Source organism: Nocardioides litoris, assembly GCF_006346315.1.
In the GTDB taxonomy this organism is placed as follows: domain Bacteria; phylum Actinomycetota; class Actinomycetes; order Propionibacteriales; family Nocardioidaceae; genus Nocardioides; species Nocardioides litoris.
This window is the reverse complement of the sequence record NZ_VDMR01000001.1, coordinates 1,422,925-1,443,769: the sequence shown is the minus strand read 5'-3', so window position 1 is coordinate 1,443,769 and position 20,845 is coordinate 1,422,925. Positions and strand designations below refer to the sequence as shown.

Below are 20,845 nucleotides of genomic sequence, written 5' to 3'. Positions count from 1 at the left end.
CCGCGCCCCCGACCGGGCTCCCCCGACCGGCCGGTCAGCCCTGCGCGGCCACCGCATTGTCCTGCCAGGCCTCCCACTCGGCCAGCCGCGACTCGTAGTCGGCGCGGGCGATGCCCAGCGGCGCCTCGCCGAGGAAGGCCCGCAGCGGCGGCTCGTCGGCGTCGACGAGGCGGAGCACGGCCGTGGCCGAGGCCTGCGGGTCGCCCGGGGTGCCGACCCTCTTGCTGCGCTGCTCCGCGACCTGCTCGAACAGCTCCTCGTAGGCCGGCAGCCGCTCGGAGTGCGAGGCCGACGACCCGCCCCAGTCGGTGGCGAACCCGCCCGGCTCGATGATCGTGACCTTGACGCCGAAGCCCGCGACCTCCTGGGCCAGGGCCTGGGAGAAGCCCTCCAGCGCCCACTTCGAGGCGTGGTAGGCGCCGACCAGCGGGAAGGCCGAGATACCGCCGATGGAGGAGACCTGAAGGACGTGGCCCGACCCCTGCTCGCGCATGATCGGCAGCGCCGCCTGGGTCACCCACATCGCCCCGAACACGTTGGTCTCCAGCTGGGCCCGGAACTCCTCCTCGGTCAGCTCCTCCACGAAGCCGAAGTGGCCGTAGCCGGCGTTGTTGACGACCACGTCGAGCTGGCCGAAGTGGTCCGCGGCCCGCTGGACGGCCGCGAAGTCCGCGGCGCGGTCGGTGACGTCGAGCTGCAGGGGCAGCAGCGCGTCGCCGTACGTCGCCACGAGGTCGTCGAGGGTGGAGGTGTCGCGCGCGGTGGCCGCGACGCGGTCACCGCGCTCGAGGGCGGCGATCGTCCACTCGCGGCCGAAGCCGCGCGAGGCGCCGGTGATGAACCAGGTCTTGCCCGAGGTCTGCGTCATGACCTCGACGCTAGCCCCGTCGGCCAGGGCTCAGGCCGGCGTGGGCTCGAGCAGGGCCACGCACTCCACGTGGTGGGTCATCGGGAAGAGGTCGAAGGCCCGCAGCGTGCGCAGCGCGTAGCCGTGCTCGGCGAAGAGCGCGACGTCGCGGGCGAGCGCGGCCGGGTCGCAGGCCACGTGCGCGACGGCCCGCGGCGCGCGGGCCACGACCTGCTCGACCGCGGCGCGGCGGGCGCCCTCGCGGGGCGGGTCGAGCACGACCAGGTCGACGGGCTCGACCGGGAGGCCGGCCAGGACGGTGGCGACGTCGCCGGACAGCGCGGTGGCGCCCGGCACGTTCTGCCGGGCGTACGACGACGCGGAGGCGTCGCCCTCCACCATCGTCACCCGGGCGGGGTCGCCGACCCGCTCGGCCAGGAACCGCGCGAAGAGCCCCACGCCGGCGTACAGGTCGAGGGCGGCCTCGCCGGGGCGCGGGTCGAGGGCGTCGAGGACGGCGCCGAGGAGCACCTCCGGTGCACCCGGGTGCACCTGCCAGAACCCGCCGTCGGCGACCTCGTAGTCGAGGCCGCGGACCTCGTGGCGGGCCGGGACGGGCGACTCCAGCAGGCACGCCTCGACCGGGACCAGGTCGTGGGAGCGGTGCTTGCGCATCGCCCGGCCGCCGTCGGGCAGCCGGGCGTAGCGCTGGCGGGTGCGCCACCCGAGGCCCGAACCGGCGGGGTGGTCGCCGGGCACCTCCTCCACGACGACCTCCACGTCGAGCCCGGCGACGCGGCGCAGCTGCTCGACCACGACCGCCGCCTTCAGCTCGCGCTGGTGGGGCAGGGCGACGTGCTGGAGGTCGCACCCGCCGCAGGCGTCGGGGCCGGCGTACGGGCAGGGCGGGGTGACCCGGTGCGGCGAGGCGTCGAGGACCGACACCGCGTCGGCGCGCCAGAACCGGTCGCCCTCGGTGCCCTCGGTGATCCGGGCCACCACCCGCTCCCCCGGCAGCGCGTGGCGCACGAACACCGCGCGGCCCTCGTGCCGGGCCACGCAGAACCCCCCGTGGCCGACCGGGCCCACCTCGACCTCGAGCTCGCGGCCGACCACGGAGGCGCCGCGCGGGGCGCGCGCCCGGGGCTGCCGGCTGCGCCGGCGGTCGGGTCGGCGGTCGGGGCGGTCGGGCTGGGGCGTCACCGGCGGTCGTCGACGTTGCCGCTGCGCAGGTCGCCGGCCTTGACCCGGTGGCTGCGCTCCTCGCGCTCGACCGCGACCTGCGAGGAGCGCAGCTGGTAGGGCACCGAGGTGACCATGACGCCCGGGGTGAACAGCAGGCGGCCCTTGAGGCGCAGCGCGGTCTGGTTGTGCAGCAGCTGCTCCCACCAGCGCCCGACGACGTACTCGGGGATGTAGACCGCCACGACGCCGCGGGGGTTGGCCCGACGGATCTCGGTCGCGTAGGCGACGATCGGGTTGACGAGCTCGCGGTAGGGCGAGTGCAGCAGCTTGAGCGGGACGCCGAGGTTGCGCCGGTCCCACTCGTCGACGAGCGCGTTGGTCTCGGCGGGGTCGCTCGCGACGTAGATCGCCTCGAGCACGTTGGGCCGCGAGGCCTTGGCGAACGCGACCGCCCGCAGCGTCGGCTTGTGGATCTTGGAGACCAGGACGATGGCGTGCACCCGGGTCGGCATCGCCCGGTCGCCCTCGTCGGCGACGAGCTCCTCGGCCACGTTGTCGTAGTGGCGGCGGATCGCCTTCATGAGCATGAAGAACGTGCCCATGGCCAGGATCGTGATCCAGGCGCCGGCCAGGAACTTGGTCAGCAGCACGACGACGAGCACCGCCGCGGTGAGCGAGAGGCCGACGGCGTTGATCAGGCGCGAGCGCTGCATCCGCCGGCGCTCGGAGGGGTCCTGCTCGGAGGACAGCAGCCTGCTCCAGTGGCGCATCATGCCGAGCTGGCTGAGGTTGAAGGAGACGAAGACGCCGACGATGTAGAGCTGGATCAGCCGCGTCACCTGGGCGTCGAAGGCCACGATCAGCACGATCGCCATGACGGCGAGGAACACGATGCCGTTGGAGTAGGCGAGCCGGTCGCCGCGCGACCCGAGCGCGCGCGGGGCGAAGCCGTCGCGGGCCAGGATGGAGCCCAGCACCGGGAACCCGTTGAAGGCGGTGTTGGACGCCAGCACCAGGATCACCCCGGTCACGATGACCACGAAGTAGAAGCCCGGCGGGAAGTGGTCGAAGACGCCCCGGGCGATCTGGGCGATCAGCGTCGGCTGGTCGTAGTCGGCCGGGAGCGGCGAGCCGTCGGCGTACGTCAGCCGCTCGAGCTCGTGGGGGTCGACGTACTTGACGCCCATCTCGCGGGCCAGCGTCACGACCCCGAGCATGAACGTGATCGCGACCAGGCCGAGCAGCGCCAGGGTCGAGGCGGCGTTGCGGCTCTTGGGCCGCTGGAACGCCGGCACGCCGTTGGAGATGGCCTCGACCCCGGTCAGCGCGGCGCAGCCGGAGGAGAACGCGCGGGCGACGAGGAAGACGAGCGCGATCGTGGTGATCGTGCCCTCGTAGCCCTCGGCCTCGACGATCCGCAGGTCGGAGCTCGCGGCCTGGGGCAGGCTGCCGGTGAGGTCGCGGAAGAGCCCCCACAGGCACATGCCGGCGATGCCGAGCATGAACAGGTACGCCGGCGCCGCGAACGACGTGCCCGACTCCCGCACGCCGCGCAGGTTCATCACGGTGAGGAAGGCGGTGAGCACCACCGCCACCGTGGCCTCGTGCTCGGCCAGCGGGCTGATCGCCGAGGCGGCGTACTGGGCGGCCGAGGACAGCGACACCGCGACGACCAGGACGTAGTCGACGATCAGCGCGGCCGCGACCGTCACGCCGGCGTTGCGGCCGAGGTTGACCGTGGCGACCTCGTAGTCACCGCCACCGCTGGGGTAGGCGTGCACGGTCTGCCGGTAGGACCCGACCACGGCGAGCATCACGATGGCGACCGCGATCGCCACCCACCACGAGAAGGCGTAGGCGCTGATGCCGGCCAGCGACAAGATGATGAAGATCTCGTCGGGGGCGTAGGCCACCGACGACAGCGCGTCGCTGGCGAAGATGGGGAAGGCGATGCGCTTGGGCAGCAGGGTCTCCCCCAGCTGCGCGCTCCGGAGCTTGCGTCCGAGCAGGATCCGCTTCGAGACGTCGCCGACACCCACGAGCGAGGAGCGTACGGCAGCCGCGACCCGCCGCCCCCATCCCGCCGACGCGCGGCTCCGAGGACGGCAGCGACGCCGACAGCGACGCCGGCAGCGAGCCGACACCAGGTGCCAGCTCACCGGCTCCCGCGCGGAGCGAAGCCCGTCGCCGCGGCGGCGCTGGCGCCCGGCGCCGGGCCGCGGGACGGCGAGCCGCGTCGGGGGCGTGGTGCCGGCGGCCGACGCAACGACCACCCCGGCGGAAGACAGTGCGGCCGCCGGTGCCGCGCCCCAGCGGCTCGACACCCGCGGCCCGCCGTCGGGCAGCCGCCGCGGCGACTAGTCTGACGCAGTGCACGTCGTGATCATGGGCTGCGGCCGGGTCGGCTCGACCCTGGCCCGCTCCCTCGAGGACCGCAACCACACCGTCGCCGTGATCGACAGCGAGCCCGACGCCTTCCGACGGCTGGGGCCGGGGTTCAACGGTGAGAAGGTGACCGGCTACGGCTTCGACCAGCAGGTCCTCGAGAAGGCCGGCATCAAGCGGGCCGACGCGTTCGCCGCGGTCTCCAGCGGCGACAACTCCAACATCATCGCCGCCCGGGTGGCGCGCGAGCAGTTCGGCATCCAGCAGGTCGTGGCCCGCATCTACGACCCGGGGCGCGCCGAGGTCTACCAGCGGCTCGGCATCACCACGGTCGCCACGGTGAAGTGGACCTCCGACCAGGTGCTGCGCCGGCTGCTGCCCGCCGGGGCCGAGCCCGACTTCCGCGACCCCAGCGGCGCTATCCGCGTCGACCACGTCACCGTGCCCGAGGTGTGGGTGGGCCACCGCACCATCGCGCTGCAGGCGCAGTCGGGGGCGCGCATCGCGTGGATCGACCGGCTCGGCGAGGGCATGCTGCCCGACCGCGACACGGTCATCCAGGAGAACGACCTGCTCCACCTCGTCATGCGCGAGAAGGACGCGAGCCGGGTCTTCAGGGTCATCAAGGACGGGCCGGAGGAGCACGCATGAGGGTCGCCATCGCCGGGGCGGGCGCCGTGGGGCGCTCCATCGCCCGCGAGCTCATCCAGAACGGCCACGAGGTCCTGCTCATCGACAAGAGCGCCCGCTCGGTGCAGCCCGACCGGGTGCCCGACGCCGAGTGGCTGCTGGCCGACTCCTGCGAGCTGTCCTCGCTGGAGGAGGCGCGCCTCGACCGGTGCGACGTGGTCATCGCCGCAACCGGCGACGACAAGGTCAACCTGGTGACCTCGCTGCTGGCCAAGACCGAGTTCGGGGTGCCGCGCACCGTCGGCCGGGTCAACCACCCGAGCAACGAGTGGCTGTTCACCGAGGCCTGGGGCGTCGACGTCAACGTCTCGACCCCGCGCATCATGTCGGCACTGGTCGAGGAGGCGGTCTCGGTCGGCGACCTGGTGCGGCTGTTCACCTTCCGCCAGGGCAACGCCAACCTGGTGGAGATGACCCTGCCCGCCGACTCGCCGTACGTCGGCAAGCCGGTCGGCCTCATCCCGTTCCCCGAGAACTGCGCGCTGGTGACGATCCTGCGCGACGGCCAGGTCTACGTGCCCGACGGCGAGCAGCCGGTCGAGTCCGGCGACGAGCTGCTCTTCGTGGTCCCGGCCGAGCTCGAGGACGAGCTCGAGCGGCTGCTGGCGCCGTCCTCGCACCCGTCGCCCTAGGGCGGGGCGCACCTCGGCCGGTCGAGGGCCGTTCGTTGGCCGGGGTGCGAGCGGAGCGAGCCTCGAGCCCCGGCCTCAGGCGGTGAGGCCGCGCTGTCCGTCGGGGTCCTCGGCGGGCTCGAGCGGGGTGGCGTTGCGGGCGAGCAGCCAGACCATGGCCGACCACGACGCGATGCGCAGCGGCCAGCCGAGGCCGTAGCGCAGGCCGGCGATGATCGCCACCGCCGTGCCGGTGCCGATGGCCCCCTGCCAGCCGAGCACCCACACGGGGCCCTGCAGGGCGACGCCGACGGCGCCGGGGGCGGCCAGCAGCAGCGTGAGGCGCGAGCAGAGCCGGACGACCTGCTTGTCGGCGTGCCACGCCGTGGGGTCGCCGGTGACGCTGCCGAGCATGAACCCGACCGCGGGCCAGCGGGCGACGCACGACCCGACGAGCAGGATCGTGTAGGCCAGGCTGTAGAGGATGCCCGGCAGGAAGAACGCCAGGGCCTGCTCGTCCTCCGAGCCGCCGGAGCTGGCGGCGATGCGCACGAAGGCGTAGCCGATGGCGATCGAGAAGACCGCGTTGAGCACGAACTGGAGCGTGCTGCGCTGCACCAGCCGGACCGCGAGCTCGATGCCCGCGAGGACGAGCGAGACGGTCAGGGCGAGCGTGAGGTCCTTGGTGGGCAGCCACACGAACGTGAAGGCCAGCCCCGGCACCGCGGCCTCGAGCATGCCGCGTCGGCCGCCGAGCGCAGTCGACATCTGCTGGCGGACCAGCGCCTCAACGGTCGCGACGGTGGGCGCGGGCGTGGGTTCGGTCATGACGACTTCAGCTCGTAGCGCGGGTTGTAGATGACCCGGGCGCCGTCGTGGACACCGATGCGGCCCTGGACCTGCAGCGAGCGCCCGGGGTCGATGCCGGCGATCCGGCGCCGGCCGAGCCACACGATGGTCAGGACCCCGGAGCCGTCGTACAGCTCGGCCTCCAGCGCGGGTACGCCGCCGCGCGGGCGCACCGTGATGGTGCGGACGGTGCCCTGGAGGGTCACGGGCCGGCGGTCGGGGGCGTCGGCGATGCAGCAGTCACCGGCACCGACGTGGGTGGCGCGCAGGTCGCGGGCGTACCGGTCGTCGGGGCTGGCCCAGCGGCTGATCGTGCGCCGCAGGCGGCTCTTCTCGGCCACCGTGGTCCTGCTCAGGCCCCGGCCGGGCGGTTCTGGTCGGCCGGGCCCACCCGACGGGCGCTCTCGGGCAGCACCAGCGGGAGCGGCTCGCCCACCATCATGGGGCCCGTGCCGCGCTGCACGGCGACCGTGGTCAACAGGTGCTCCCACTGGCGGGTGTCGTCGGTGTCGAGCTCGATGGCGGGCCGACCGAGGAAGGTGGCGCGCAGCAGCCAGCGCGGGCCGTTGATGCCGACGATGCGCGAGACCTGGACGCCGTTGCCCTCGGGCCGGCGCACCTGGATCTGGCACTGCAGCTCGGTGCCGAACCGGCCCTCGCGCTCGGAGGCGGTGCCACCGCGCTGCGACATGTCGGCTGCGATCTTGGGACGCACCTCGCTCCACAGGTCGCCGTTGCGGGGCGCGGCGAAGGCCCGCAGCTCGATGGCCCCCTCGGCGCCGGCCAGGATGACGGCCTGCACGGCGCCGGAGGCCTCGTCGACCTGCATGCGCAGCTCGCGGCCCTCGGCGGGCGCGATCAGCAGCGACCCGAGGTCGACACGCTCGAGGCCGTCGTCGGGGACCGCGTCGGCGTCGTAGGGCCCCTCGGTCGGCTCGGCCGGGGTGCCTTCGGCCTCGGCCGGGGCGTCCTCGGCGCTGGACTTGCGGCGGAACCTCACGGGGTCTCTCCTCGGACGGGCTGGTCGGGGGTGGGGCGGCCGAAACCGCCGGTAGAACCGTAGCCCCCGGACCCTCGGGCGCTCGCGGGGAGGCGGTCGACCTCGACGAACGCGGCGGTCTCGAACCGCTGCACCACCAGCTGGGCGACCCGGTCGCCCCGGCGCAGCTCGACGGGCTCGTGGAGGTCGTGGTTGATCAGCAGCACCTTGACCTCGCCGCGGTAGCCCGCGTCGACGGTGCCGGGGGTGTTGACGAGCGAGACGCCGTGGCGGGCGGCCAGGCCCGAGCGGGGGTGCACGAGCGCGACGTACCCCTCGGGCAGGGCGAGGGCGATGCCGGTCGGGACGAGCGCCCGCTCCCCCGGCGCGATCACCACGTCGACGGTGGTGAGCAGGTCGGCCCCGGCGTCGCCGGGGTGGGCGTAGACCGGCAGCGGGAGGTCGGGGTCGAGGCGCAGCACCGGTATCTCGAGGTCGGGCACGCACGGGACCCTACGGCGCGGCACCGACGACGGGGTGGGAGGCTGGGGCCGTGGCGACGGCGTACGAGGAGCGGCTCGCCGTGCCCCTGCGCTGGTGGGTGCAGGGCTCGATGCTGGTCGCCTCGCTGTGGCTGGCGATGATCGTGGCCGTGCCCTCGCCGCTGGCCTGGTCGGTGACCGCGGTGGCCATGCTGCTGATGGCCGCCGCCTTCCGGTCCTACGGCGGCGCGCGGGTGCGCGTGGCCGACGGCCAGCTGCAGGTCGGCCGGGCTCGCATCGAGGCCCGGCACCTCGGCGCGGCCGAGGCCCTCGACGCCGAGCAGACCCGGCGCACGGCCGGTGTGGAGGCCGACGCCCGCGCGTTCCTGCTGCTGCGGCCCTACCTGTCGCGGGCGGTCAAGGTCGAGATCAACGACCCGGCCGACCCCGCGCCGTACTGGCTGGTGAGCACCCGCCACCCCGAGGCGCTGGCCGGCGCCGTCGGGGCGATGTCGGGCGGCGCGGCGCCCCGCTAGGTTTTCGCCATGGCCAAGAAGAAGAAGTCCGGCGGCGCACCCGACAGCTCGAAGATCTGGTCGGTCTTCTCCCTCGCCGCGGCCCTCGGTGCCGCGCAGGTCGCCAAGCGCGGCCTCGACGTCTCGTGGAAGGCCGCCACCCGCAAGCAGCCCCCGGAGAACCCCGCCGACCCCGACGTCGAGCTGCGCGAGGCCGTGGCCTGGGCCGTCTTCAGCGGCGCGGTCGTCGGGCTCGCGCGGATGCTGGCCCAGCGCCGGGCCGCCTCCTACTACCACCGCTCCACCGGCCACCTGCCCCCCGACCTGCGCAAGGACGACCAGCGCCTCTGACGCGCCGCACGGTGGTCGAGGAAGGCGCCCTGGCGCCTGTCTCGAGACCACTGACCGCGAGTGAGGAGGCGTGCCGCGTCTGTCCATGGCCTCGAGACGGTCCCCAGCGGAACCTCCTCGACCACCGGGGCCGACCAAAAACACCGGTGCCCGGGCCGTCGGCCCGGGCACCTTCTCTCGTGACGCGCTCGCGCGTCAGATGCAGTCGCGGCAGATGAGCTTCTTCTCGTCGGCCAGCTGGCTGCGGTGGTGCACGAGGAAGCAGCTCATGCAGGTGAACTCGTCCTCCTGCTTGGGCTTCACCTCCACGGCCAGCTCTTCGTGCGACAGGTCGGCGCCGGGGAGCTCGAAGGACTCAGCGGCCTCGGTCTCGTCCTCGTCGACCTTGCCCGAGTTCTTGTCGTGGCGTCGAGCCTTGAGCTCCTCGATGCTCTCCTCGGACTGGTCTTCCTCGTTCTTGCGCGGTGCGTCGTAGTCGGTCGCCATCGCGTTGCTCACTCCCCTCACGGTCGATGCCCCAGGTGCCCGTTCCCCCGCCTGGCGCGGCAGATCATGCACCATCCGGTCACGGATCGATACACCGGTCCGGGGGCGTCCGGTCCAACGTCGCCCCCCAGTGCCCTATTCCGGCGTGTCGCAGCCCCTACGGGGCCCAGAAACCGGCCTCCTCCGTCGCCGCCCGCAGCTCCTCGACGCCGTGCTCCGGGGCGCACAGCAGGAGCGTCATCCCGCCCCGCCCGCGACCGAGCACGGTGGTCGCGCCCGCGGCCCGGGCCACCGCCCCGGCGGCGGCGTGGTCCCACAGGTTGACGCCCTCCTCGACGTAGGCGTCGACCATGCCCTCGGCCACCGCGCACACGTCGAGCGCGCACGAGCCCATCCGTCGTACGTCGCGCACCCGGGGCAGCAGCTGCGCGACCGCGGCGGCCTGCACGACCTTGACCTCGGTGCGGTAGGAGAAGCCGGTGGCGACCAGGCGCTCGCCGAGCGGGCGCGGCGGGCCGACCGAGATGGGGTCGCCGTTGCGCAGGGCGACGGTGGTGCCGTCGGCGCCGGGCCGGGCGACGTACTCGACCTGCTTGGCGACGTCGACCACGACGCCGGCCACCACCTCGCCGTCGAGCTCGGCGGCGATGCACACCGCGTACTGCGGGATGCCGTAGAGGAAGTTGACGGTGCCGTCGATCGGGTCGACGACCCAGCGCACCCCGGAGGTGCCGGCGACGTCGTCGCCCTCCTCGCCGAGCACGGCGTCGTCGGGCCGGGCGGCGAGGAGCCGCTCGCGCACGAGCGCCTCGCAGTCCTTGTCGACCTGGGTGACCACGTCGATGGCGCTGGTCTTGGTGTCGGTGACCTCGACGGTGCCCCGGGCCCGCTCCCGCACCAGGGCGGCGGCCTCGCGGGCGACGTCGAGGGCCAGGTCGGCCAGCTCGGCGGCCAGGGCGGTCCCGTCGGCGCTCACCGCGGCGTCTCGTCGCCGACGCCGGTCAGGGCGGGTCGCTCGGCGCGCGGGTTGGGGCAGCAGCCGACCGGGCAGCGGTCCCAGCACACGCCGTGCTCGCCCTCGAAGGCCCGGGTGACCTCGACGCCGCGCTCGACGGCGGCCCGCTCCACGAGCAGGTCGCGCACCACGGCGACGAAGCGGGGGTCGGTGCCCGGCGTCGCGGCCCGGGCGAACGGGAGGCCGAGCCGCTCGGCCGTCTCCCTGGCCTCGGTGTCGAGGTCGTAGATGACCTCCATGTGGTCCGAGACGAACCCGACCGGCACCACCGCGACGCCGGGCACGCCCTGCGCGGCCAGGGCCTCGAGGTGGTCGTTGACGTCGGGCTCGAGCCACGGCACCTGCGGCGGGCCGGAGCGCGAGCAGTAGACGAGGTCGTGCTCGTGGCGGGTGCCGGTCTGCTCGGCCACGGCGTCGGCGACGACCTGCGCGACGTCGAGGTGCTGGCGGACGTACGCCGACCCGCCGGCCTCCGGCGGCCCGCTGGAGTCGGCCATGGCGTCGGGGATGGAGTGGGTCACGAAGACGATGCGCGAGCCCTCGGGGAGGCCGGCCAGCGCGGCCAGCACGCCGTCGACGACCGGGGCGACGAACCCGGGGTGGTTGAAGTAGTGGCGCAGCTTGTCCAGCCGCGGCGCCGGGGTGCCGTCGGGGACGGAGGTGACGGCGTCGTACAGGTTCTCGCGGTACTGCCGGCACGAGGACCACGAGGAGTAGGCACTGGTCACGAAGCACGCGGCCCGCTGCACGCCGTCGGCGGCCATCTGCTGCAGCGTGTCGGTGAGGTAAGGGTCCCAGTTGCGGTTGCCCCAGTAGACCGGGAGGTCGATCCCGTGCTCGGCGAGGTCGGCGCGCAGGGCGTCGAGGAACGCACGGTTCTGGTCGTTGATGGGCGACTTCCCACCGAAGAGGTAGTAGTGCTCCCCCACCTCCTCGAGGCGCTCACGGGGGATGCCGCGGCCGCGGGTGACGTTCTCGAGGAACGGCACCACGTCGTCCGGGCCCTCGGGGCCGCCGAAGGAGACCAGGAGCAGGGCGTCGTACGGCGCCACGTCGGGCACCGTGGGTGCGGCGGGGGCTTCAGTCACGACCCCGATCGTAGGGACGGCCGCGCGCCCGGAGGGGTGGCCCCGGGGCCGGCCGGTGGGACCTGCTCCTAACCTCGGGGTCGTCATGCTCTCGACCTACCGCCGCATCCTGTCGCGCCCGGGCACCGCGCTCTTCTGCGCGACCGCGCTCGTCGCGCGCCTCCCGATCTCCATGGTCGGCCTGGGGACGGTCCTGCTGGTCGAGGGTGCGACGGGCTCCTACGGCCTCGCCGGTGCGGTCTCGGGGGTCGGCCTGCTGGCCAACGCCGCCTGCGCGGTGCCGCAGGCGCGGCTGATCGACCGGTTCGGGCAGTCGCGGGTGCTGCCGGTGGCGATCGTGCTGTGGGGCCTCGGCCTCGCGGCGGCGATCTGGTCGGTCGAGGGCGACCGGCCGCTCCCCCTGACCTTCGTGGTGGCGGCGCTGGCCGGCGCGTGCCTGCCGTCGGTCGGTTCGTGCGTGCGCGCCCGCTGGGCCCACGTGCTGCCGGGCGAGGCCGACCGGCACACCGCGTTCGCCCTCGAGGCCGTGGCCGACGAGGCGGTCTTCATCACCGGTCCGATCCTGGTGACGCTGCTCGCGACGGCGGTGCACCCGGTCGCCGGGCTGGCCGCGGCCATGACCGCCGGCGTGACCGGCACGCTCTTCTTCGCCTCGCAGCGGGCGACCGAGCCGCCGCCCCACCCGCCGCTGGTCGACCGCCGCGACCGGGCCCCGATGCCCTGGGCCACGGTGGTCCCCCTCAGCGTCGCCTCGTTGGCCCTCGGCACGCTCTTCGGTGCCGCCGAGGTGACCACCGTCGCCTTCGCCGAGGAGCGTGGCGTCGAGCCCCTCGCCGGCGTCCTGCTCGCCCTGTGGGCGGCCGGCAGCCTCATGGCCGGCGTCATCACCGGCGCCGTCACCTGGAAGCGCACGGTGCTCCAGCGCCTGCGCCTCGGTGCGGTGGCGATGACGGTGGCCATGGCCCCACTGCTGCTCGTCGACAGCGTCTGGGTGATGGGGGCGCTGCTGCTGGTGGGCGGGTTCGCGATCGCCCCGACCCTCATCGCCACCATGGCGCTGGCCGAGCAGACCGTGCCGCCCTCGCGGTTGACCGAGAGCATGGCCTTCGTGCAGACCGGCATCGTGGCCGGCGTCGCCCCGGGCGCCGTGCTCGCGGGACTGGTCATCGACGCCGCCGGGGCCTCGCCGGCCTACCTGGTGCCCGTGGCCGGCGGCCTGCTCGCCCTCGCGGCCAGCCTGGCCGTCCGCCTGCCGACGACCTCGCGTCGCACACCGAACCTTTCCGCCGCCTGATCGCGTCTGGCCAGTCGTGACCGACGACGACGCATTCGCCGCCTTCGTGCACGGCCGCTCGGCGGCCCTGCACCGTGCGGCCTACCTGATGGTCGGCGAGCGTGCGCTCGCCCAGGACCTCGTGCAGGAGGCGTTGGTCAAGACCTACGCCGCCTGGCCTCGCCTGCGGCAGCCCGAGAACGCCGAGGCCTACTGCCGCAAGGCCATCACCACGACCGCGATCTCGTGGTTCCGGCGACGTCGCTGGACGCACGAGCGTCCCGCCGACGCGCTGCCCGAGCCGGCAGGTGGACCCGACGTCGCCGGCGGCGTCACCCAGAGCCGGTGGCTGTGGGACGCGCTGCAGACCCTCCCCGCCCGCCAGCGGGCCTGCATCGTGCTGCGCTACTACGAGGACCTCACCGAGGCCCAGACCGCCGCCGCCATGGGCTGCGCGGTCGGCACCGTGAAGTCCCAGACCGCCGCCGCGATCGCCCGGCTGCGCGACGCCCTCGGCGACGACGACCCCGACCTCCTCCCCTCCTACGCCACGGCGGTGACCCGATGACCGAGAAGCTCAAGACCCTGCTCGACGAGCGCGCGTCCGCGGTCGACTTCCCCCTCCCCGACCTCGACGCGGTCCGCCGTGCCGGCCGGCGCCGGCGGCACAGCCGGTACGCCGCCACCGCGGCCGGCGGCCTGGCCGCCGCGGCCGTGGTGGCCGGCCTGGTCGTGGTCCTCGCCCCCGGCGACGACGCCCCCGGCCGGGCGGTCGACCCGGCGGCGCCCGCGGGACGCCCGCCCGAGCCGACCTACCTCGCCGGCTCCACCGTCCACCTCCTCGACGGCACGACGGTCGTCGACGTCGGGCGGCCCGTGGCGTCGTACGTCGCGACCGGGCAGGGCTTCGTGGCCGCGGGCCGCGACGGGGCGGTGTGGTCGGTGCTGCGCGGCGCCGACGGTGCGTACGCCGTGGAGCGGGTCGGCCAGACCGACGAGCGCGACTCCGACCTGGTGCACGACCCCGCCACCTCGCAAGTGGGGTGGGTCGACCCGTCGGGCGCCGCCCCGGCGTACGTCGTGCTCGACACCGCGACCGGTGAGCAGCAGACCCTCGACGTCGACACCACCGGCATGGCGGTGCTCGACGACGAGGCCGACCCCGCCTCCTTCTACGCCCTCGACGCCGGGACGGCCTACCTGCGGTCGACCGGCGGGGCCGTCGCCCTCGACCTGGCCGACGGCACGACCCGGCCCCTGGGACCGACCGAGAACGGCTTCGACCTCGTGGCGGCCCGCGACGGCGACGTCGTCTTCGGCACCGACGAGGGCCTGGCCATCGGCCCGCGCACCGACCAGCCTCGCCTCCGGCTGGACGGGCAGTACGCCAGCACCGCCGTCTTCTCCCCCGACGGGGCCTGGCTGACCCTCGACGCCGAGACCGCCACGGTGGTCGACACCGCCAGCGGCGAGCTGGTGGAGCTGGGGCTCCCCGGCTTCTCCGTCGGCTACGACTGGCTGCCCGACGGACGGCTGCTGGCCCTGGCGGTGGAGGACCCGGCCCCGGGGGCGTCCTTCCTGGCCTGCACGGTGCCGACCGGGTCGTGCGAGACGCTCGCCGGCGACCAGGTCGACGCCGACACGCTGGAGAGCGGCACCTTCGTGCTCCCCGCCGGCGCCGACATGAGCGACGACTGACCGCTCCCGCGTTGTGGTCTGGACCACACGGCACTACGGTCCCGCCCATGACATCTCGGGAAGACGTCCGTCGTACGACCACGCTCACGGCCGATCCTGCGGCCGCCGGCCTCAGCCGCCGCCGACTCCTCGGTGGCGCTGCGGCCGGTGCCGCGGGGGTCGCCGTCCTCGCCGCCGGCCAGCCCGCCTGGGCCGCCGACGCGGTCCGCCCCGGCGCCCGCACCGCGCCCAAGCTGCGCCCCGGTGACCGCAAGGTCGTCAGCGCGATCCGTCCCCACCGCGCCCTGCGCGACCTGCGCGCGCTCTCGGAGGACATCGGCCCACGCATCGGCGGGACGCCGTCCGAGCGCGCCGCCGCCGACTACATCGCCGCCGAGCTCGACCGGCAGCGGCTCGCGGTGCGGCTCGAGCCGTTCCCGGTGGCCGACAAGTTCCTGGCCGACATCGGCGACCCGGGCGGCCAGCTGCCCGACGACATCTGCTGGCAGGCCGGCGCCTCGCCCGACGCCGCCCACGGTGTCAAGGTCGCCGGCCCGGCCCTCGACGTCGGCCCGGCCGACGCCCCGCGCTGGCCCACCGACGCCGCGGCCACGACCGGCGCGGTCGTGCTGGCCGACGACACCCAGAGCACCGACGCCGCCGCCCGGGTGGTCGCCCGGGCCGCGTTCGTGGCCGAGGCGCAGCGCCGCGGCGCCGTCGCGGTCGTCCTGCTCCCGCTCGACCAGGCCTTCCCCCGCCGCGCCTCGGCCGCCTCCCTGCGACTGGTCCCGACGACGGGCACCACCGCCCCGCCGCCCACCCCGACCGCGGCCGTCCCGGTGGTCGGCGTCGCGCAGGTGCAGAAGCGGCTGCTGCGCGAGGACCTCGCCGTCCGGCCGCTGCGCCTCCAGGTCAGCACGACGGCCCACCGCGGCCTGACCAGCCACAACGTCATCGCCGAGCGGCCCAGCGGCCGTCGCGGCCTCTCGCCCCTGGTGTACGTCGGCGCGCACTACGACACCGTCATCGGCGCCCCCGGGGCCAACGACGACGGGTCCGGCACCGTGCTCACCCTCGAGCTGGCCCGGGTGTTCCGCACGATCGGGGCCACCGAGGCCGGCATCCGCTTCGCCCTGTGGGGCTCGGAGGAGCAGGGCCTCATCGGCTCGCGCCACCACGTGGCCCAGCTGCCGCAGTCCGAGCGCGACCGCATCCGCGGGGCGTTCAACAACGACATGGTCGGCACCAGCTGGGAGCCCGCCACCCGCTACTGGCTGCTGTCCTTCGACGGCCGGGCCAACGCGACCACCGAGACCGTGGCCAGCGCCGCGACCCGGCTCGGCTACGCCCCGGAGATCTCCGAGGTCACCGAGCGTGGGTCGAGCGACCACCAGTCGTTCCAGGAGCAGGGCATCGCCTCGGCCAACTTCTCCTGGCGCGGCGAGGCCTCGCCCGCGCTGCTCGAGCCGCCGTACCACTCACCCGAGGACACGATCGCCAAGAACATCAGCATCGACCGGCTCACGGTGAGCATGGAGCTGATCGGCTCGGCGATGCACGACCTGGCCACCCGCCGCTGACCACCGGAGGGTGAGCGACCGACCCGGGGAGCCGGGCACGATGCAGACGTGCCCGAGCTCCCCGAGGTCGAGACGGCGCGCGCGGCCCTCGAGCGGTCCGCGCTGCACCGCACCATCGCCGACGTCGACGACACCGACACGTGGGTCTGCCGCCCGCACTCGCCCGGCGAGATCCGCGAGGCCATCGTGGGCCGCCAGTTCAGCGCCGCCCACCGGCGCGGCAAGTCGATGTGGCTCTCCACCTCCCGCGACGGGCCGGACCTCGGCGTGCACCTCGGCATGGCCGGGCGGGTGTTCGTCACCGACCCCGACGGCGAGGTCGTCGAGGGAGGCGACCGGGTCCGCGGCGCCCTCGACGGCAAGCCCGAGTGGAACCGGTTCACCGTGACGTTCGAGAGCGGTGCCGTGCTGCGCCTGTTCGACAAGCGGCGCCTCGGGCGGGTGCGGCTCGACCCCGACGTCGACGCGCTCGGGCCCGACGCCGAGCTCGTCGGGCTCGGGGAGTTCCGCGAGGTCATGGGCCGGGGCAAGGCCCCGCTCAAGGCCCGCCTGCTCGACCAGTCGATGCTGGCCGGCGTCGGCAACCTGCTGGCCGACCAGACGCTCTGGCAGGCCCGCCTCGACCCGCGGCGGCGCGTCGACACCCTCGACGACGACGAGGTCGCCCGGCTGCACCGCGAGCTGCGCAAGGCGACCAAGGCCGCCATCCGCCGGGGCGGCGTCCACACCGGCGAGGTCATCGCCCACCGCGGCAAGGGCGAGCACTGCCCGCGCTGCGGCGCCGAGATGACCCGCGCCACCGTCGGCGGCCGCACCACGTGGTGGTGCCCCGAAGAGCAGCGGTGACGGTCGGCTAGACGCTGGCCGACCCGGCCGCCAGGGGCGCGGTCCAGCCGCGCCACAGGGCCAGCAGCCGCCAGACCAGGCACACGGTCGCGCCCGCCACCGCGACGACGTACGCCGGGAGGTCGGTGCGGTCGCCGAGGACCGCCACCGCGGCGCCGGCGAGGGCGGGGGTGGCGTAGAGCTCACCGCGGAAGACCACGGGGACACGACCGGCCAGCAGGTCGCGCACCATGCCTCCGCCGATGCCGGTGACCATGCCCATCAGGGCCGCCGGCACCGGACCGAGGCCGTGGTCGAGGGCCTTGAGCGCTCCCGCGACGCAGAAGACCGAGAGCCCGAAGGCGTCGAAGACGTTGACCTGCCGCTCCATCCGGCCCACGGCCCCGTGGAAGGCGAAGCAGACGAGCCCGGCCGCCAGGGGCACGAGGAGGTAGCGCCAGTCGGCGAGGGCCGCCGGCGGAGCGGCACCGATGAGCACGTCGCGCAGGAACCCGCCGCCGAGCCCCGTCGTGGCGGCCAGCACCAGCACCCCGAACACGTCGAGCTCCTTGCGCACGGCCACCAGGGCGCCCGAGATCGCGAACACGAAGATGCCCACGAGGTCGAGGGTGACGAGGGTGCCGGCCACCGCACGAGGGTAGGGCGGGCCCGCCGGGCGCGCCGCCGGTGGTCGGGCACCGGGCTGGCGTAGGGTCGTCCGGAACGGAAGCAGCACGGGAGGCAGGCACGTCATGGAGAGGGCCGAGCACGTCGCGGGGCACCTCGAGCCCCCGGTGCCCGGTGCGCCGCGGGCCGCCCGCGAGCGTCCGCTGACCCTCACCGGCGTGAGCGACGACCGCACCAGCCTGCTGCTCGCCGACGAGACCGGCGCGACCTACACCCTGCCGGTCACCGCCGGCCTCCGCGCCGCCGTGCGCGGCGAGACCCCCCGCCCCGGTCGGCCCGGCCAGATGGAGACCCCCATGGACAGCGCCCTGCGCCCCCGCGACATCCAGGCCCGCATCCGCGCCGGCGAGACCGCCGAGGCCGTCGCCGAGGCGGCGCAGACCAGCGTCGAGAAGATCATGCCGTTCGTCGGCCCGGTCCTGGCCGAGCGCGAGCACGTCGCCGAGCGCGCCCAGCGCTCGACCCTGCGCCGCCCGGCGGGCGAGCCGTCCACGGGCGCCCGCACGCTCGGTGACGCCGTCGAGACCCACCTGCGCTCGCTCAACCTCGACCCCGCGGCCGTCGAGTGGGACGCCTGGCGCCGCGAGGACGGCCGCTGGACCCTGACCGCCGGGTTCGCGCTCACCGAGCGCACCGGCACCGCCCACCTCACCTACGACGTCCGGGGCAGCTACGTCGTCGTCGACGACGAGGACGCCCACTGGCTCGTCGGCGACGCCGTCGCCGCCCCCGAGCCGGCCCGCGACGACCTGCGCAGCGCCCGCGAGCGCCGCCTCGGCGCACTCCCGCTCGGCGCCGGCCCCGACGACGACGAGCTGCCGCTCGGCGACGACGCCATCGAGCTCGTCTCCGAGCCCGACTCCCCCGTCGAGGCCTTCCTCGGCGACTCTCCCGCCGCCGACGACCCGGCGCTGCGCGAGGAGGCGGCCGAGGCCGCTGCTACCGACCCCGACCCGGAGCCCGAGCCCGCCCCGGAGCCCGCCCGCCGCCCGGTGCAGAAGAAGAAGGGCCGCGCCTCCGTCCCGAGCTGGGACGAGATCATGTTCGGGCCCGGCGACAGCTGAGCGACGGAGCGACGCGGGCCGAGGTGCGAGGAGCCCCAGCGACGAGCCTCGACGCCACCGCAGCCGACCCACCTGGGTCGAGTGGCAGCACCGAGGCCTCGAGGCGCGCTCCGCTCGCACCTCAGCCACCGAGACCGGCTCGCTCCGCCCGCACCTCAGCCGCCGGCACACGCCGCGTCGGAGCGCCTCCGGAAGCACTGCCGCGGGCGGTGACCGGACAGTAGGGTCAGCGCCATGGCCTACTTCGTGACCGGCGCCACTGGATTCATCGGTCGACACCTCGTCCAGGAGCTCGTCGACCACCGCGAGGGCGAGATCTTCGTGCTGTGCCGCCAGGGCTCGATGGGCCGCCTCGAGACCCTGGTGCGGCGCTGGGGGTCCGACCGGGTCGTCCCGGTCGTCGGCGACCTGTCGGAGGACCGCCTCGGGGTCGACCCGGCGTGGGTCACCGAGCACGCTGGCGAGATCGACCACTTCATGCACCTGGCCGCGATCTACGACATGGCCGCCGACGACGCGACCAACGAGACGATGAACGTCGGCGGCACCACCAACGCCGTCGCCCTGGCCTCCGCGCTGCGGGCCGGCACCTTCCACCAGGTCTCCTCGGTCGCGGCGGCCGGCGAGTTCCGCGGGACGTTCGACGAGACGATGTTCGACGAGGGGCAGCACCTGCCCTCGCCGTACCACCGCACCAAGTTCGAGTCCGAGCGCATCGTGCGCGAGGGCGACGTGCCGTGGCGCGTCTACCGTCCCGCGATCGTGGTCGGCCACTCCCAGACGGGCGCGATGGACAAGGTCGACGGCCCCTACTACTTCTTCCCGCTGATGAAGGCGCTGCGTGACCGCCTGCCGGCGTGGCTGCCGCTCGTCGGGGTCGACCTCGGCGAGACCAATGTCGTGCCGGTCGACTACGTCGCCAAGGCGATGGACCACCTGGCCCACCTCCCCGGCCGCGACGGCGAGGCCTTCCACCTGGTCAACCCCGAGCCGCAGCCGACGGTCGAGATGGTCAACCTGTTCTGCAAGGCCGCCGGCGCCCCGCAGCTCGCGACACCGGCGTCGCGGCTGCCCGTGCCGGGCGTGCTGCGCACCTCGCGGTTGATCAACGCCGTGGTCAAGCAGCGTCCGGCCCAGCTGCTGCTCGACCAGACCCTGGGGCGGCTCGGCATCCCGGCCGAGGTCGTGGCGCACACCGGGTTCAGCGCGGTCTTCGACTCACGGCGCACCGAGCAGGCGCTCGCGGGCTCCGGCATCGGCGTGCCCGACCTCGAGAGCTACGCCCGCACGCTGTGGGGCTACTGGGAGGAGCACCTCGACGAGTCCACCGGTCGTGACCCGAAGGTCCGTGGGGCGCTGCAGGGCAAGCACGTGGTCATCACCGGCGCCTCCTCCGGCATCGGCCAGGTCACCGCGCTCAAGGTCGCCCAGGCCGGCGGCATCCCCGTGCTCGTGGCCCGCGGCAAGGACAAGCTCGAGGACACCAAGGCCACCATCGAGATGCGCGGCGGCACCGCCCACGTCTACCCGTGCGACCTCTCCGACCTCGAGGCCATCGACCGGCTGTGCGAGCAGCTCGTCGCCGAGCTGCCCACGGTCGACTTCGTGGTCAACAACGCCGGCCGCTCCATCCGGCGCTCGCTGCGGCTGAGCACCGACCGCTTCCACGACTTCGAGCGCACCATGCAGCTCAACTACTTCGGGGCGATCCGGCTCGTCATGGGCCTGATGCCGGCGATGCAGCGCCAGAAGTCGGGCCACGTGGTCAACATCTCCTCGATCGGGGTGCAGACCAACCCGCCGCGCTTCTCGGCCTACGTCGCCAGCAAGGCCGCCCTGGACTCCTGGAGCAACGTCGTCGCCTCCGAGGTGGTCGGCAACGGCATCACCTTCACCAGCATCCACATGCCGCTGGTGCGGACGCCGATGATCGCGCCGACCAAGATCTACGACAAGTTCCCCACCATCTCGCCGGCCCAGGCCGCCGACACGGTCATCACGGCGATGGTCGAGAAGCCCCACGAGATCAACACCCTGCTCGGCAACCTCGGCGCGGTCGCCCACACGGTGACGCCCAAGATCGCCTTCCGGGTGCTCAACATGGCCTACCACGTCTTCCCCGACTCCGCGGCAGCCAAGGGCGAGGTCGGCCAGGGCGGCACCCGCGAGAGCGAGCAGATCATGCTCGCCAAGGTGTTCAAGGGCGTCCACTGGTAAGGGCCCCATCTCGAAACCACCGCAACCGGGAAGGCGACC

At 74.4% G+C, this 20,845-nt stretch carries 22 protein-coding genes; 11 read left to right on the top strand and 11 right to left on the bottom strand.

From position 1 onward, the window contains the following. Positions 1 to 34: 34 nt before the first annotated feature. The 3 genes from FJQ57_RS06910 to FJQ57_RS06900 are packed head-to-tail and all read right to left on the bottom strand — an operon-like array spanning position 35 to position 4,071. Positions 35 to 868, bottom strand: coding sequence for an SDR family oxidoreductase (locus FJQ57_RS06910; protein ID WP_139978417.1), 834 nt, complete (start codon positions 866 to 868; stop codon positions 35 to 37). Positions 869 to 898: 30 nt separating this feature from the next. After that, complete coding sequence (locus FJQ57_RS06905) at positions 899 to 2,050, bottom strand: class I SAM-dependent RNA methyltransferase (RefSeq protein WP_139978416.1); 1,152 nt, start codon at positions 2,048 to 2,050, stop codon at positions 899 to 901. Beyond that, positions 2,047 to 4,071, bottom strand: coding sequence for an APC family permease (locus tag FJQ57_RS06900; RefSeq protein ID WP_139978414.1), 2,025 nt, complete (start codon positions 4,069 to 4,071; stop codon positions 2,047 to 2,049). Before FJQ57_RS06900 ends, FJQ57_RS06905 begins: the two co-directional genes overlap by 4 nt. A gap of 346 nt (positions 4,072 to 4,417) precedes the next feature. Here FJQ57_RS06900 and FJQ57_RS06895 point away from each other — a divergent pair, with 346 nt between their 5' ends. Both FJQ57_RS06895 and FJQ57_RS06890 read left to right on the top strand, forming a co-directional pair. Continuing rightward, entirely contained in the window at positions 4,418 to 5,068 is a 651-nt protein-coding gene (locus FJQ57_RS06895) for a potassium channel family protein (protein ID WP_425465418.1), read from the top strand. Then, positions 5,065 to 5,739: a potassium channel family protein gene (locus tag FJQ57_RS06890; RefSeq protein ID WP_139978412.1), complete on the top strand. Its 675-nt coding sequence runs from the start codon at positions 5,065 to 5,067 to the stop codon at positions 5,737 to 5,739. The genes FJQ57_RS06895 and FJQ57_RS06890 overlap by 4 nt, the downstream gene beginning before the upstream one ends. A 75-nt stretch (positions 5,740 to 5,814) precedes the next feature. Here the strand turns inward: FJQ57_RS06890 and FJQ57_RS06885 are convergent, their stop codons facing one another. The 4 genes from FJQ57_RS06885 to dut are packed head-to-tail and all read right to left on the bottom strand — an operon-like array spanning position 5,815 to position 8,049. After that, positions 5,815 to 6,546, bottom strand: coding sequence for a DUF3159 domain-containing protein (locus FJQ57_RS06885; protein WP_139978411.1), 732 nt, complete (start codon positions 6,544 to 6,546; stop codon positions 5,815 to 5,817). After that, positions 6,543 to 6,908, bottom strand: a complete 366-nt coding sequence (locus FJQ57_RS06880; RefSeq protein WP_139978410.1) for an OB-fold nucleic acid binding domain-containing protein — start codon at positions 6,906 to 6,908, stop codon at positions 6,543 to 6,545. The genes FJQ57_RS06885 and FJQ57_RS06880 overlap by 4 nt, the downstream gene beginning before the upstream one ends. A gap of 11 nt (positions 6,909 to 6,919) precedes the next feature. After that, positions 6,920 to 7,567, bottom strand: coding sequence for a DUF3710 domain-containing protein (locus tag FJQ57_RS06875; protein WP_139978409.1), 648 nt, complete (start codon positions 7,565 to 7,567; stop codon positions 6,920 to 6,922). Further along, positions 7,564 to 8,049, bottom strand: a complete 486-nt coding sequence (dut, locus tag FJQ57_RS06870; protein WP_139978408.1) for a dUTP diphosphatase — start codon at positions 8,047 to 8,049, stop codon at positions 7,564 to 7,566. The genes FJQ57_RS06875 and dut overlap by 4 nt, the downstream gene beginning before the upstream one ends. A gap of 50 nt (positions 8,050 to 8,099) precedes the next feature. Between dut and FJQ57_RS06865 the strand changes: the two genes are divergently transcribed. Both FJQ57_RS06865 and FJQ57_RS06860 read left to right on the top strand, forming a co-directional pair. Then, on the top strand, positions 8,100 to 8,564 hold the full coding sequence (locus FJQ57_RS06865) for a DUF3093 domain-containing protein (protein WP_139978407.1): 465 nt from the start codon (positions 8,100 to 8,102) through the stop codon (positions 8,562 to 8,564). Positions 8,565 to 8,573: 9 nt separating this feature from the next. Further along, the gene (locus FJQ57_RS06860) at positions 8,574 to 8,894 is read left to right on the top strand and encodes a DUF4235 domain-containing protein (RefSeq protein WP_139978406.1); all 321 of its coding nucleotides are present in this window, start codon (positions 8,574 to 8,576) and stop codon (positions 8,892 to 8,894) included. Between the two features lie 195 nt (positions 8,895 to 9,089). On the opposite strand, the gene FJQ57_RS06855 is transcribed toward FJQ57_RS06860, so the two are convergent. From FJQ57_RS06855 to FJQ57_RS06845, 3 genes are all read right to left on the bottom strand, one after another. Then, on the bottom strand, positions 9,090 to 9,380 hold the full coding sequence (locus tag FJQ57_RS06855) for a DUF4193 domain-containing protein (RefSeq protein WP_139979118.1): 291 nt from the start codon (positions 9,378 to 9,380) through the stop codon (positions 9,090 to 9,092). Positions 9,381 to 9,537: 157 nt separating this feature from the next. Beyond that, on the bottom strand, positions 9,538 to 10,356 hold the full coding sequence (locus tag FJQ57_RS06850; RefSeq protein WP_139978405.1) for an inositol monophosphatase family protein: 819 nt from the start codon (positions 10,354 to 10,356) through the stop codon (positions 9,538 to 9,540). Continuing rightward, complete coding sequence (locus FJQ57_RS06845; protein ID WP_246081624.1) at positions 10,353 to 11,483, bottom strand: ferrochelatase; 1,131 nt, start codon at positions 11,481 to 11,483, stop codon at positions 10,353 to 10,355. Before FJQ57_RS06845 ends, FJQ57_RS06850 begins: the two co-directional genes overlap by 4 nt. 85 nt (positions 11,484 to 11,568) lie before the next feature. On the opposite strand from FJQ57_RS06845, the gene FJQ57_RS06840 reads away from it, so the two are divergent. The 5 genes from FJQ57_RS06840 to FJQ57_RS06820 are packed head-to-tail and all read left to right on the top strand — an operon-like array spanning position 11,569 to position 16,859. Further along, positions 11,569 to 12,777: an MFS transporter gene (locus FJQ57_RS06840; protein WP_170219302.1), complete on the top strand. Its 1,209-nt coding sequence runs from the start codon at positions 11,569 to 11,571 to the stop codon at positions 12,775 to 12,777. Positions 12,778 to 12,793: 16 nt separating this feature from the next. Further along, positions 12,794 to 13,324, top strand: a complete 531-nt coding sequence (locus tag FJQ57_RS06835) for a SigE family RNA polymerase sigma factor (RefSeq protein WP_139978402.1) — start codon at positions 12,794 to 12,796, stop codon at positions 13,322 to 13,324. Beyond that, a complete protein-coding gene (locus FJQ57_RS06830) occupies positions 13,321 to 14,454 on the top strand; it encodes a hypothetical protein (protein WP_139978401.1) in 1,134 nt (377 codons plus the stop codon). Before FJQ57_RS06835 ends, FJQ57_RS06830 begins: the two co-directional genes overlap by 4 nt. A gap of 47 nt (positions 14,455 to 14,501) precedes the next feature. Beyond that, entirely contained in the window at positions 14,502 to 16,013 is a 1,512-nt protein-coding gene (locus tag FJQ57_RS06825) for a M28 family peptidase (protein ID WP_139978400.1), read from the top strand. Between the two features lie 48 nt (positions 16,014 to 16,061). Next, positions 16,062 to 16,859 (top strand): Fpg/Nei family DNA glycosylase, encoded by a 798-nt coding sequence (locus tag FJQ57_RS06820; RefSeq protein ID WP_139978399.1) that lies wholly within the window; start codon positions 16,062 to 16,064, stop codon positions 16,857 to 16,859. Positions 16,860 to 16,866: 7 nt separating this feature from the next. On the opposite strand, the gene FJQ57_RS06815 is transcribed toward FJQ57_RS06820, so the two are convergent. Further along, positions 16,867 to 17,487 (bottom strand): trimeric intracellular cation channel family protein, encoded by a 621-nt coding sequence (locus tag FJQ57_RS06815; protein ID WP_246081623.1) that lies wholly within the window; start codon positions 17,485 to 17,487, stop codon positions 16,867 to 16,869. Positions 17,488 to 17,590: 103 nt separating this feature from the next. Here FJQ57_RS06815 and sepH point away from each other — a divergent pair, with 103 nt between their 5' ends. After that, positions 17,591 to 18,589: a septation protein SepH gene (sepH, locus tag FJQ57_RS06810; protein ID WP_139978397.1), complete on the top strand. Its 999-nt coding sequence runs from the start codon at positions 17,591 to 17,593 to the stop codon at positions 18,587 to 18,589. Positions 18,590 to 18,823: 234 nt separating this feature from the next. After that, positions 18,824 to 20,806 (top strand): SDR family oxidoreductase, encoded by a 1,983-nt coding sequence (locus tag FJQ57_RS06805; protein WP_139978396.1) that lies wholly within the window; start codon positions 18,824 to 18,826, stop codon positions 20,804 to 20,806. The last annotated feature ends 39 nt before the right edge of the window (positions 20,807 to 20,845 follow it).